This is a genomic window from Flavobacterium sp., assembly GCF_965277525.1.
In the GTDB taxonomy this organism is placed as follows: Bacteria; Bacteroidota; Bacteroidia; order Flavobacteriales; family Flavobacteriaceae; genus Flavobacterium.
In genome coordinates this window covers 512,580-525,016 of sequence record NZ_CBDIDC010000011.1, presented here as the reverse complement: position 1 = coordinate 525,016, position 12,437 = coordinate 512,580, and the positions used below count along the sequence as shown (strand labels likewise).

At 37.1% G+C, this 12,437-nt stretch carries 11 protein-coding genes and 1 riboswitch; of the genes, 4 read left to right on the top strand and 7 right to left on the bottom strand.

Annotated elements, in window-relative coordinates; all coding sequences use genetic code 11:
* Positions 1-89 precede the first annotated feature (89 nt).
* On the top strand, positions 90-389 hold the full coding sequence (locus tag ACQY44_RS22825; protein ID WP_428232580.1) for a PAAR domain-containing protein: 300 nt from the start codon (positions 90-92) through the stop codon (positions 387-389).
* Positions 390-604: 215 nt separating this feature from the next.
* On the opposite strand, the gene ACQY44_RS22820 is transcribed toward ACQY44_RS22825, so the two are convergent.
* The 4 genes from ACQY44_RS22820 to ACQY44_RS22805 form a co-directional block, all read right to left on the bottom strand.
* Positions 605-1,552, bottom strand: a complete 948-nt coding sequence (locus tag ACQY44_RS22820) for a DUF4465 domain-containing protein (RefSeq protein ID WP_428232579.1) — start codon at positions 1,550-1,552, stop codon at positions 605-607.
* Positions 1,553-1,620: 68 nt separating this feature from the next.
* Positions 1,621-2,862 carry a hypothetical protein gene (locus ACQY44_RS22815; RefSeq protein WP_428232578.1) on the bottom strand — a complete coding sequence of 414 codons (1,242 nt, stop codon included), beginning with the start codon at positions 2,860-2,862 and terminating at the stop codon, positions 1,621-1,623.
* Between the two features lie 4 nt (positions 2,863-2,866).
* Positions 2,867-4,108, bottom strand: a complete 1,242-nt coding sequence (locus ACQY44_RS22810) for a hypothetical protein (protein WP_428232577.1) — start codon at positions 4,106-4,108, stop codon at positions 2,867-2,869.
* Positions 4,109-4,152: 44 nt separating this feature from the next.
* Positions 4,153-5,436 (bottom strand): cell surface protein, encoded by a 1,284-nt coding sequence (locus tag ACQY44_RS22805; RefSeq protein ID WP_428232576.1) that lies wholly within the window; start codon positions 5,434-5,436, stop codon positions 4,153-4,155.
* 469 nt (positions 5,437-5,905) lie between these two features.
* Positions 5,906-6,108, bottom strand: a riboswitch (cobalamin riboswitch).
* Positions 6,109-6,451: 343 nt separating this feature from the next.
* Between ACQY44_RS22805 and ACQY44_RS22800 the strand changes: the two genes are divergently transcribed.
* The gene (locus ACQY44_RS22800) at positions 6,452-7,324 is read left to right on the top strand and encodes a cupin-like domain-containing protein (protein ID WP_428232575.1); all 873 of its coding nucleotides are present in this window, start codon (positions 6,452-6,454) and stop codon (positions 7,322-7,324) included.
* Positions 7,325-7,412: 88 nt separating this feature from the next.
* Here ACQY44_RS22800 and ACQY44_RS22795 read toward each other — a convergent pair whose 3' ends face one another.
* From ACQY44_RS22795 to ACQY44_RS22785, 3 genes are read right to left on the bottom strand one after another with little or no spacing between them, the layout of a single operon-like run.
* The gene (locus tag ACQY44_RS22795) at positions 7,413-8,162 is read right to left on the bottom strand and encodes a DeoR/GlpR family DNA-binding transcription regulator (RefSeq protein ID WP_428232574.1); all 750 of its coding nucleotides are present in this window, start codon (positions 8,160-8,162) and stop codon (positions 7,413-7,415) included.
* A gap of 31 nt (positions 8,163-8,193) precedes the next feature.
* A complete protein-coding gene (locus tag ACQY44_RS22790; RefSeq protein WP_428232573.1) occupies positions 8,194-8,859 on the bottom strand; it encodes an HAD hydrolase-like protein in 666 nt (221 codons plus the stop codon).
* Between the two features lie 33 nt (positions 8,860-8,892).
* On the bottom strand, positions 8,893-10,053 hold the full coding sequence (locus ACQY44_RS22785; protein WP_428232572.1) for an MFS transporter: 1,161 nt from the start codon (positions 10,051-10,053) through the stop codon (positions 8,893-8,895).
* 197 nt (positions 10,054-10,250) lie between these two features.
* Between ACQY44_RS22785 and ACQY44_RS22780 the strand changes: the two genes are divergently transcribed.
* Positions 10,251-10,769 carry a 5' nucleotidase, NT5C type gene (locus tag ACQY44_RS22780; RefSeq protein WP_428232571.1) on the top strand — a complete coding sequence of 173 codons (519 nt, stop codon included), beginning with the start codon at positions 10,251-10,253 and terminating at the stop codon, positions 10,767-10,769.
* 297 nt (positions 10,770-11,066) lie between these two features.
* A complete protein-coding gene (locus ACQY44_RS22775) occupies positions 11,067-12,422 on the top strand; it encodes a GDSL-type esterase/lipase family protein (RefSeq protein WP_428232570.1) in 1,356 nt (451 codons plus the stop codon).
* The last annotated feature ends 15 nt before the right edge of the window (positions 12,423-12,437 follow it).

The following is a 12,437-nucleotide window of genomic DNA, read 5'->3' as shown; positions in this document are numbered from 1 at the left end:
TTGTCAAGGTTTAGATTTTCGCAAATTTTGTACAACATACCAACAATTAACAATTAATAATTAATCACTAACCTTTAAAATTTAAGAATATGCCACCAGCAGCAAGACTTACAGATTTTCACGAATGTCCCATGGCAACACCGGGACTACCTCCAATTCCACATGTAGGCGGGCCTATCATTGGTCCGGGAGCAGCAAATGTTTTAATAGGAGGATTACCGGCGGCCAGAGTTGGGGATACGCTCGCATGCGTAGGACCACCGGATACTATAATAAAAGGATCGGCAACAGTTATGATAGACGGATTACCCGCTGCCAGACTGGGAGATCCAACCGCTCATGGAGGCTCAATTGTTCTCGGAGCGTTTAATGTCCTAATAGGTGGATAAGTACATTGTAAAAAGCGACACCATTTTATAATTGTTACAAAAAGAAAATGATCTTACAATCAAATGCTTTAGCAAATTTTCTGATCAGGGAATCCTTTGTAAAATCATAAAAAACGAACTGATTATGTATTAATTAACCTGAGATGTCATCTGTTTTTAAATACAAAAGAGCCAATCTTTCGATGGCTCTTTTGTTTTTGTACATGCTCTTTTTATTATTCTACTCGTTTTACAGAAAGCTTGTCTAAACAAAAATAGGCCGCCGTATTTATCCCGTAAACTGGATCTGCGTCTGTTGAGTACAGCTGAAAAACAAGATATTTTACATCTCCCAAACTTTGAAGATTTAAGGTATTTACATTTACCCATCCTGTTGGCATTACCAAAGAAGATCCTGTGTAGCTCGCTAATGAATGCGTGATTGGAGCTGTAATAATTCCATCTTCATCAACACCATAAATTAATAAATCAAAATGGTCGCCTGAACTAAATGCCCTCGCAAAACCATCCCCATTCAAACAGCCATAATAGGGCCATGGATGCATATTGATTTTTAATCCCTGAACTGAATATAATCCTGTGTTTCCAATTTTAATCCAGTTAGAGAATCCACTTTCACTAAAAGTAGACCCTTGCGGATTTTGAGGATCTAAATAACTTGACCAATATGCCACAATATAAGGATCTCCGGTTGTACCGGGAGTTCCTGCAGGAATCGTAGAAGAACTGCCAAAACCACTTCCTGCCATAGTTCCCCACTGATGAGGCACCCAGCCATCAGATCCGCCGGGAGCAGCTCCTGAACCGTAATCTCTAATGTCATTTACATTTGACACAATAAAACCATCCCAGTAATTATAACCTGCAGAAGTAGCAGTATGAGAAAACGTAAAGATATCTACATTTAAATTCGTGCCTGAAACATAGGTGTTTTCCCAATACTTACCTCCGGTTGTTGTGGTTCCGCTCGTTAATAAAGAACTGCTAAGATTAAGGGTAGATGTGGTTCCTACCGCAGGATCAATTACCGCTTTTTTTGAAGTTACACTGGAGCTTTGTGCGGCTGCACTGGCACTTTCATTGCTTAAAAGGTTCTCATCATTGCTACAGGACGAAAGTCCCAAAATCAAACCTACCGTCAAAAAACAAAGTACTTTTTTCATAATTTATAAAATTTAGGGTTAATATTCATGGTTAATTATTGTAAGTATATAGCACCATACTTCTTTGATTATTTGGCTGCTGTAAAATTTAAATCTTCAGCTTCTTTGAAAGAGCTTGTCAATAAATCTGAAGACCCTAATTCTGCAAATGTTGAAACATATACTTTCACAAAATCAATTCCCGGCAAATGCACTTTAATTCCGTTATTATCTACCGCCCAGCTAATATCTATTGAAGGATCTTTGATACCGCCATACCCCCAGTCAAAAGTCCCAACATTGAAAGCTGTTCCTTCTCCATCACTTACATCTTTTACAGGCAGGTAGACTTTTGTACCTTTCACTGTATAAGAATCTCCGATCCATTGTGGATAATAATTATAGCGTCTCCATTTTTTTGTTTTTGTAATAAAGCCTGATGCATTTTTATTATCCGACCATTTTAAATATTCTTTGTCAAACTGCCAATCGGCTGTGCCTGTTACCGCTGCCTTATTAGGATCTGGCTTATAATAGGTGATTTCATAATTTTTTGTTGTCGAAGATTTATGGTATTCACTACCCGCTATCTCATACCATTCATTGTCCTCTGCAATACCATTTTTATTGGCATCATAAGCCACTTTGATGCTTACCGGGAAATACTTTACAGTAGCGCTATTCACAACCGCCTGAACAATAAAATCCCGTTTGCCATAGGCATTAATAACAGTATGGTCGAATTTTGTAACAATATAACCGCCAAAAGTTCCCAGATTGATACTCGTTCCGGCTTTAAGATCCGTCTGAATTGTTTCTAACGCTTGTATCTTTGTCGTAAAAGCATAGTTTTCTATACTATAACCTGGAGATGGTACAAAATCAATAAGCGACAAAGCTTTTGAAGTGTATGTTTTACCTGTTTCTGAAACTTTAACTTTGGCGGAAGCCTGTTTTACAACTTTATTTACCGTAACAGTAAGATCTACAGCATAATCTTGTGCCTTTGGAGCTATGAATTGTAAGGTCTTCGCATCACCAATAACAGAGTCTTTAACCACCCCGTCCTTACCGGTAACTTTTACAGTCCATTTGTACTGGGCAACGGCACCATTAGCATTTTCGATACCTATTTCCGGATCAATAGCTACAACATTATACCGTTCTGTCGCAAAATCCGATTGCAATTTTAGCGTAATAACAGGTTCCTTGACCGGCTTTGGTTCCGGCTCAGTTATAATCACAGGATCTGAGTTCGAATCATCATTACTGCAGTTATAAAAAGCGCCAATTGCCAATAGGCATACACTGTATTTTAAAAACTTTTTCATATTCTTATTCCTTTACTTTTTTTAGATTGTATTTTTTTAACAGGTGAAGATCAGCTGCACCTGCAACCCTCGTAGCCATTGAAGATTGCTGATGACACAGTCCCATTGGCTCGCTCACACAGTTCACCACTTTTATAAAATTTATGCCGGGGAGATTGGCTTTATTTCCATTTTTATCCACCGCCCAGTCAATATCAATATCCGGATTTACTGCGTTTACGTAGCCCCATTCAGGTGCGTCAAAATTCCATAAAGTAGTTTGCCCCGGGCGTTGCGGTGTAAAATTCACATTCAGCCTCATTCCTTCATACACAGCTGTGTTCTGAGTAACCCAACTTGGATAATATTCTTTTTTACCCTTAGATCTTGGCAAATAATAAGACTCGGACTTATTGTTTTCACAAAAAATATGTTCACGATCTGCAAAAGGATCATTAGGGCCGCTTACTACTACAGGTTTTCCGGCAGCCGGTTTATTATAGGTGATTTTAAAATTCTTAACTGTATTTTCTTTCGTATGCTGACTTCCTATTACTTCGCACCATTCATCCTCATCAGGTTTGCCATTTCCGTTTTTATCGTAGGCCACATATATCAGACCAGGTGCAGGCGGATTGCCTTTATCTGTTAAATCACCTCCATAAACCCTAAAATCTTTTTGTCCCGGAATATTTACAACAGTATGATCAAAACCTACTACAATCGATCCTCCAAACCCACCCAAATCAATAGGATACCCAACGCTGGTTTCGTTTATTCTTCCCAGGGCTATTCGCATCACATCTGCTTTTACGAATCCGTCCTTATAGAGGTCATTGGCAAACATACCTGGTGCCGGATTAAAATCATAAATGCCTGTCAGGTAAGGATTGTAATTTTTAGTTTCATTAATAACAGTAACAGTAGTGCTGCTTTTTCCTTTTTTATCTCCTTCTGTAACATTTAAAGTAATTTCATAAGGACCGGGATATAAAGCAATAAATCTTAAGTCTTTACTATTTCCAACAATAGAATCTTTTGTCTGGTTTGCAGGATTTTTGGTGAGTACCCATTCATAGGTTGGGTTAGAGGTATCAGCAGTTGCTGTTATGTTTAATACATTAAATGCAGGTACTTCAAATTTTTCCTGAAGCTTCACTGCTATGGGTATTGCAAGACCTTCTGCGGGGGTATTATCATCATCGTTGCATCCTGTAAAAACAGCAGCAACAGCAATTAATAACAAATGGGTAATGTTTTTTTTCATGTTTTTTGATATAATAATTTTAATTGAACACACTATTGAATTGCTTATCGGGTAGGAATATTTTCACCCAAAAGATGTAAATCAGTGGCACCTAAAACTTCTGTTGAAGTTTCTCCAAGCCATCCTGCCTGCTGATTAAGGCCGTTGTAAACTTTGACAAAATCAATTCCCGCAAGTTGTACCTTATTTCCGTTTTTATCGATCGCCCAATTGATGTCGATCGCCGAATCATCATCGTTATTAGGCGCATTATCTGCATATCCGTATAAAAAAGCATACTGCACAAAGTAACTTCCTGTTCCGCTCTCATCGACTGCATTATCTGGCAATCTCGTCCCTTTAAAAGTGATACTTGGCTGGTCTTTGAGCCATTTTGGCCAATAGTCCAGAGAATGATTGTACGCATTATTTTGTGCCATATAGCCTTCTTTGCCCTGATTGTCTTTCCAAAAGATATATTCCACATCGGTAAACTGCACTGTACCTGTTCCTCCACCGGGAACTGGTTTTTTATTGGGGTCCGGCCTGAAATAAGTAATTTCGTAATTGGCAATAGTTTTTGCCATTTTATGTCCTGCCCCTTCTATTTCATACCATTCATCATCCGGAAGTCCGTTCTTATTTCGATCATAAGAAACCATTATTACCCCTGCCTCACTACTGCCACCGCGCATCGTAAGATCTGGATTGGGATTTGCATCAGCCCAAAACGCATTACCCAGTACCCTGAAATCCCGTTTTCCTTTAACATTTACAATGGTATGATCAAATCCAAAAACGACATAACCTCCAAAACCTCCAAGAGAAATCAGATCTCCGTTTTTCTTGGTCAGATAGCTGTTGGCCCTCGCTAAAACCCTTTCAGTAGTATCGCCATCATTGGCTGCCGGCAAATCATTTATAAACTGTCCCGGAGCCGGTCTGAAATCAAATACTTTGGAGATGAAGGTTTTTAGTTCTTTGGTTTCTTTGTTTACTGTTATGCTAATCTTTTTAGTCTGTGTAGCCCCTTTATCATTTATCACTACTGCCAATTCATAAATTCCTGTATCTGTTGCTGCAAACAAAGCTTCTTTTGCGTTTGTATTCACGAGCGAATAATTTTGTGATGGTGCATTTGTAACACTCCAGTTGTAAGTAGCCTCTGTACCCGCAACAGTATTTGTATTCACCTCGACTATGGTAAATCTTGTGGTGTTTATATCCTGGCTGCTTATTGGTGGGTTACTATCGTCACTGCCCCCGCCATTATCAGAACAGTTGGCAAGTAATATGGTAAGCAGTAAAAGGAGTACTAATCTAAAATTGGGTAAGAATCTGTAATGCATATATTTATTTTTATTTTTTTAGGTAGTAAAGCGATGGTCTGCTGCAATGAATTCTATCGCTCATCATAATGTTATGTGTGAGCTTAGTTTCCGGTTTCCGTATTTTACGGGGAAATCTCTAAGATTTTTTATAATTTGAGTCTGGGGAGAAAAACCAGAAAAAGCAACTGGATATTGGAGGGTCCAATTTTCGATTTTATCTTTTGAAAAATGGTATGATAACGGTAATTCCTGAAGAAGTTTAGATTTTAAGGCATCATGGTTTAAAATGCGCAAAGTATCATTCATTCCTTTAAAATAGAAAAAGGAAATAAATAATATAAAAAGGATGAAACGTTTTTTTCTGGTATTATACATCACTGATTTTATTAAAATAATCTCCGTGGTATAAGAAAGAAACAATAGGAAAGAATCCCGCTATAAAATAGCAGGCGCATTTACTGTTGCTCAACTTTATTCCACGAAAGTTTTAAACTATATGATTGTGGCAGGTCTCCTGACTTGTTCCATCTTTAAACAGCCTTCTCATCCGGCAAACCGGGACAATGGCATTAGTAAACGTTTAAAGACTTGTATAGAACTTACAGTAGCGGGTCTGTTCAGGATTTACACCTGATTCCCTTTTAACTGTTTTTTCTTAAGAAAAAACAGACCAAAATCTGGCGTAAATATAGAATTAACTTTATGAAAATCTACTATTATTTGACAATAAATACTATTTATCACAATTTATCTAAAAAATGTCATAGTTTAATACTTAAAAAATTGATTAAAATACCATTTTCGTAAGAAACTCTCTTTTTTAATATTTTTATTTGCAATGTACAGACTCCCCCTAAGCAGGATGCCTTCTGCCGCATGAAATTGCCCTCTTTACTTTCGTTAAGAATGCGTATCTTTACTATGAAAAATCCTATATTAAAGATTAAAATGCTATATCAGAGCTGTCAAATGATAGTGACTAAATAGTAATTGTTTATTGAATTAACGACTAACTTTAAAAACCTGTTATAATATGTCATTTGATTATATACCGATAGAAAGGGTTGAAAAACTTACCAAAAAGGAATTTATAGAAAATTATTATAAACCTCAGAAGCCTGTAGTAATTACCAATCAGATAGAAGACTGGCCTGCATTTACCAAATGGGATTTTGATTTTATCAGGGAAGTTGCAGGAGATAAAATAGTTCCCTTATACGACAGCCGTAAAACCGATTATACCAAGAAAGTCAATGAGCCTGATTTTAAAATGACCATGTCCGAGTATATCGATATCCTGAAAAAAGGACCAACTGATCTTCGCATCTTTTTATATAATCTTATAAAAGAAGTGCCTGAAATGAAAAAAGACATGCTCTGGCCACGTCTGGGAATCCGATTGCTTAAGAGCTTGCCGCTAGTATTTTTTGGTGGTCAGGATGCTAAAGTGTTTATGCATTACGACATTGATTTTCCTAATATCTTTCACATTCATTTTGAAGGTAAAAAACAGTGTGTCATTGTAGATCCTAAAGAGACAAAATACATGTACCGCCTTCCCTATTCCTGGTTGTGCAATGAAGACATTGATTTTGACAATCCTGATTTTGAACGATTCCCTGCGCTTAAGAAGGTAAAGCCTTATATCACCCAACTCAATCATGGAGAAATGCTCTACATGCCGGAGGGCTGGTGGCACTACATGAAATATCTTACGCCAGGTTTTTCTCTTAGTCTGCGTTCGCTTCCCGGAAGGCCTTCTAACTTATGGAAAGGCTTTGCTAATGTTGCCATCATTCGTTATTATGATAATTGGATGCGCCGAAGAAAAGGACAGGAATGGCTGGATTACAAGGATGCCGAATCTATTCGCAGAACTAATGCAAACTTAGAAGCAACAGAATAATAGTGTCAAGAAAAAACCTCCAAAATCAAGCAATTTGGAGGTTTGTTTTTTTGATACTCCTTAATTTAATAAGGATTGGAATAAGAGATCAGATTAATCTGATTCCGAGGCTTCTGTAATCATCTAGTTTACTGTCGTCACTCGGCAAATCTGTAATAAGTGTGCTGATATCCTCCAGAGCACAGACTTTAAAAGATTCCGTATTGTTTATCTTTTCAATATTTCCTAAAGCAATTGTCTGCTTTGCGTTCGCTAACATGACACGTTTTACTTCTGCTTCATCATTAAAAGTCGAGGTAATCCCAAATTTACTCTGTATGGCACATGCGCCCATAAAATAAACATCGGCTATATAATCCCTGGTATCTTCACAAGTTTTAGCCCCTAAATTAGTTTCGGTATGTTTGTTATAAATACCGCCTAAAATAATAATTTCAATGCCTTTAAATTTCGAAAGAATTGGTACCAGCGCTATATTATTAGTGATGATTCTTAAATTTGAATTCATCGGAAGATGAGCTGCAATGGCACATATCGTCGTGCCGCCGTCCATGAATACTGTTTGGCCATTCTTAATAAATTGCTGTGCTTTTAGTGCAATTGTCTGTTTTCCCTCTGAAAGGTATGACGCCCGCTCCTGAAAATTCAAAGGATTGTTTGCTATTGAAATTGCACCTCCCCTGACTTTTGACAGTAATCCGTTATTGTGAAGAAGCTCAATATCTCTTCGAATTGTATCTTCAGAAACTTTGAGATCAAGTGCCAACGTATCATAATTCACTTTGCCTGTTTGCTTCAGTAATCCAAGTATGTGGTCAAAACGTTCTTCTTTTATCATGAAATTTTATTATTACTACAAATATAACAGATTAAACAATTTTTAAGAGTTTTGGCAACTCTATAATTTCTTCTAAAACCAATATATCCAGGTCAGCCATTTCATTTTTATTAAAACCGTTAGTCAATCCATATATAGTAAAACCATCTTTTACTTCTCCTCTTATCCCAGTAATACGATCCACAATTACGGCACATTGTTCAGGCTCATATCCCATAATCTTTGAAACATGCAAATACAATCCGGTGCCTGGTGCTCTGTTTACTATTTCACAGGTGGTAAATATTTTTTCAGCACTAAAAAATTTAAGCAGATTTGTGAGTCTGAGGTTAAATTCAATTTCTTCACGAGGAATATCAGATACTACACAAAATGGAATTTCCAGCTGTTCAAGCATTTCTCTTACCCCTTCTTTGGCCTCGAGTCCGTACCTTAGTTCTTGATCAATTTTTTTTCGTACTTCTTCTTCAAAGTTATCCGAAACGCTGATGCCAAAAAGATTTTTAAAATGTATAATATTCTGTTCTATGCCTTTTTCGCTAAAAAGCCAAACTGCTTCATCCAGTTCTATATTCAGTCCATATTCTTCTGCTTTGTCCAACAGGACAGAAATTATTATCGTCTCTGTATTCAGTAAGATACTATCGCAATTAAATATAATACAGGCAATAGCGGGTGCAATTTTTTCTTTTTTCATAGCTGCTTTTTAATAGGCTAAATATTTGTATTCTTATTTTTTAAACCAATAGGCTGTTGCTACCATTGCCAATAAACCTCCGCAAAAACCTAAGGCTATTGGTAAAGAAAACAATTGTGCAATCAGACCTAGTAAGGCTGGTCCTGCCAACTGTCCTGCATACCCCATAGTAGTAATAGCGGGGATAGAAACTGCTGCTGATATATTCTTTAGTCTGCCCGCTTCGCTTAAGAAAACAGGAACAATATTAGCTGCGCCCAATCCTAAAAGGACAAAACCAACTAATGCCATTATGGTCCACGGGGTAAATACTGCCAGAAACAATCCTGAGGCAGCCACAAGACTTCCGGCAACAACAACCAATTTACCGCTAAAACGCGATACAATTCTGTCTCCCATCAGTCGCATAGTGGCCATGGCAATCGAAAACGTAGCGTATCCTATTCCTGCAAATGCAGTGTTCAGGCCTCTGTTTTCATGCAAGAATAAAGCACTCCAGTCCAGCATGGCACCCTCAGAAAGAAAGACGACAAAACACATAATTCCCAGAAAAATAACACTGCTTTTTAACCAGGAAAACGATTTTACCCCCGGTTCTTTATCTGAAGCAAAACTTTCAATAGCCGCTTTCTCATTCTCCACATTAAAAAGAAAACGATATTGGGTAGAAACAATTAAGACGAGCAGGACAGAAATGCTTACAGCCGCAGTTATAGGTTCTAAGCCTAGTTTTATTAAAAAGCCCAGACCCAGAGAGCCAAAAAGTCCGCCAATACTAAAAAGCCCGTGTAGAGATGACATTATAGGTTTTCCAAATAGATTCTGTACGTGAACACCATGAGAATTCATGGCAACATCGACTGTTCCTATTGCCGCACCAAAGACAAACAATGCAATCCCCATTACTATTGGCGTATTCAGCATTAACAACAATGGTAATGTTATTGCGATTAATAATGTCGCACAGAGAATAACGATCCGGTTACCGTATTTATGTCCCAGATATCCGCTAACGGGCATCATGGTTATGGCACCACAACCCAACATTAAGAGCAGCAAACCTAAACTGGCATCATCAAGATTTAGTCGTTGTTTTGCATTTGGAACCATTGGCGCCCAACTTGCTATTCCTAATCCGCAAACTAAAAACATTGCTTTTGTTGCTGTTTTAGCTTTAACCACATTGTTAATCATAATTCATTCGTTTTAAATATTATTTGCAAACTTATGCAAATTTGCATAAGTTTGCAAATAATAAGATCAAATTAGGTTTACGGCACCAGAGCATGTTTTTTGTTATACAATGCTATGAGCAACAAATAAAGCCACAATCAAAATCCTGTTGGATTTTAAAATTCAGTTAGCACAATTATTATTTAAACACGTAACACATGAAAAAAAGGATCATTGTAGATATCGACGGCGTATTGGCAGACATCTACGGACAGTTTAGAAAATTTGAATCACAAGATTTGGGAACCACTCAGGAATTATCTGAAATTACAGGAAAGTTAGAAGAGGAAGCATTTATTAATGGTGAAAACTATATGGCAACCGAAGGCTTTTTTAGAAATGCCTCTGTTATTGAAGGCAGTATTGAGGTACTAAAAGAATTGAATCAGGTACACGATGTGTTTATAGTTTCTGCCGCAACAAAATTTCCAAAAAGCATGGCAGAAAAACACGAATGGCTTGCAGAACACTTTCCTTTTATCACATGGCAGCAAATTGTATTTTGTGGCACAAAAGAAGTGATAAAGGGAGATATAATGATCGACGACCATTTTAAGAATCTGGACAAATTTGATGGTCAGACCTTATTATTTAGCCAGCCACACAACCTCAAACGCACTGAAAATGGCCACACCAGAGTTGGAAACTGGAAAGAAATAAGCCAACTACTTTTATAAGGTTAAAGCTTGATATCTTATTTGCTGTTCAGCACCTTTGAAAGATGCAGTAATAAGAACTTGCGCTATCCTTCTTTATTTTCCATTTTGATAATAAGCAGAAAGTATTTCAAATAAATACCCGTAATGCAAATGCAGCTTAAAAAATGTAAAACGATTGATTTTATAATTTCAATATTCTCATTTAATTGAAAATAAAAAAATAAATTTCATTTTTTTTTAACATCATAGTACAGGATACTTTATCAAAATGGATCAGTTAGATTTGAAAATCAAATAATTTTAAATCCCTGAAAATTGATAAAAATTAAAATATTCTTATTTTGTTTGTTCCTGCCGGCTTTTTTATCTGCAACGCCGCCAAGCACGTTGAATCTTTTATCAAAAGTAAATCTGGCAGATGATAATACTAAGGATATGAAACCTTTGTTGTTCTGCTTTGGCACTGCCTCAAAAACAGCAAAAGGAATAATTATAAAAAAAGGATTCGTTTACAATTCTAATTTAGGCTACGGTTTTGATTCTAATTCGGTATCTAATGTAACGATCAGTTCTAATTCTTTTTCCGCAACAAAGCCTGTTTACTTTTCGGTAAAAGTTCCTGAAGGAAATTATCAGATAGAAGTTGTTATGGGAAGCAATGCTATTCAATCAAATGTTACCCTAAAAGCTGAATCAAGGAGATTAATGCTGAGGGAATTCCCAATAAAAAAGGGACAAAAAACAACAACGACTTTTAATGTAAATGTAAGAAGCGTTAAAATTGATGATAAAACGACTATCAGCCTGAAAGATCGGGAAAAGGACATTTTTAATTGGGATGATAAACTGACCCTTGAATTTTTAGGAGAAGTTTCTATTCAAAGCATAAAAATCACCCCAAAAGATGATTTAGCAGTGGTTTATCTGGCTGGTGATTCAACTGTTACCGATCAGGATGTAGAGCCCTGGGCATCGTGGGGGCAATTTATCACGAACTATTTTGATGCTGCTGTCGTGGTTGCAAATTATGCCTATTCAGGCTCTTCACTGAGTTCTTTTAAAGAATCAAATCGTCTCAAAAAAATACTTTCACAAATCAAAAAAGGAGATTACTTGTTTGTGGAATTTGCACATAACGACGAAAAAATAAAAGGAGCCGGAAATGGTCCGTGGGAATCTTATTCAGATTTATTGACAACATTCGTTCAGTCGGCCAAAGAAAAAGGAGCGATTCCGGTTTTGGTAACGCCAACGCAACGTCGGTTTTTTAATGAAAACGGTACTCTAAAAGAAACCCACGGCGAATTTCCGGATGCGATGCGCGCTGTGGCTCAAAAAAATAATAGTGCCCTTATCGACATTACCAAAATGACTACCGAATTATACGAAGCCTGGGGCGACGAGGTTTCGCGAAAGGCTTTTGTACAATATCCCGCAAATACTTTTCCGGGACAAGAAAAAGCGTTGGACGATAATACTCATTTTAATAGTTTTGGAGCCAATCAAATTGCACTTTGTGTGATTAAAGGCATTCGTGAACTTGACATCCCGTTAAAAAAACACATTAAAAAAGAAACTCCTGACTACAATCCCAACCAACCCAATTTTATTTCCAGCTGGACACTTCCCATGAGTGCTCATTTTGAAATTGCTAAACCAGATGGCAACTAACCAAAGAATTCAAAT

Excerpts from the sequence above, each read along its gene's own strand:
- ACQY44_RS22825 (WP_428232580.1), top strand. The coding sequence starts at position 90 with ATGCCACCAGCAGCAAGACTTACAGATTTTCACGAATGTCCCATGGCA.
- ACQY44_RS22820 (WP_428232579.1), bottom strand. The coding sequence starts at position 1,552 with ATGAAAAAAGTACTTTGTTTTTTGACGGTAGGTTTGATTTTGGGACTT.
- ACQY44_RS22815 (WP_428232578.1), bottom strand. The coding sequence starts at position 2,862 with ATGAAAAAGTTTTTAAAATACAGTGTATGCCTATTGGCAATTGGCGCT.
- ACQY44_RS22810 (WP_428232577.1), bottom strand. The coding sequence starts at position 4,108 with ATGAAAAAAAACATTACCCATTTGTTATTAATTGCTGTTGCTGCTGTT.
- ACQY44_RS22805 (WP_428232576.1), bottom strand. The coding sequence starts at position 5,436 with ATGCATTACAGATTCTTACCCAATTTTAGATTAGTACTCCTTTTACTG.
- ACQY44_RS22800 (WP_428232575.1), top strand. The coding sequence starts at position 6,452 with ATGTCATTTGATTATATACCGATAGAAAGGGTTGAAAAACTTACCAAA.
- ACQY44_RS22795 (WP_428232574.1), bottom strand. The coding sequence starts at position 8,162 with ATGATAAAAGAAGAACGTTTTGACCACATACTTGGATTACTGAAGCAA.
- ACQY44_RS22790 (WP_428232573.1), bottom strand. The coding sequence starts at position 8,859 with ATGAAAAAAGAAAAAATTGCACCCGCTATTGCCTGTATTATATTTAAT.
- ACQY44_RS22785 (WP_428232572.1), bottom strand. The coding sequence starts at position 10,053 with ATGATTAACAATGTGGTTAAAGCTAAAACAGCAACAAAAGCAATGTTT.
- ACQY44_RS22780 (WP_428232571.1), top strand. The coding sequence starts at position 10,251 with ATGAAAAAAAGGATCATTGTAGATATCGACGGCGTATTGGCAGACATC.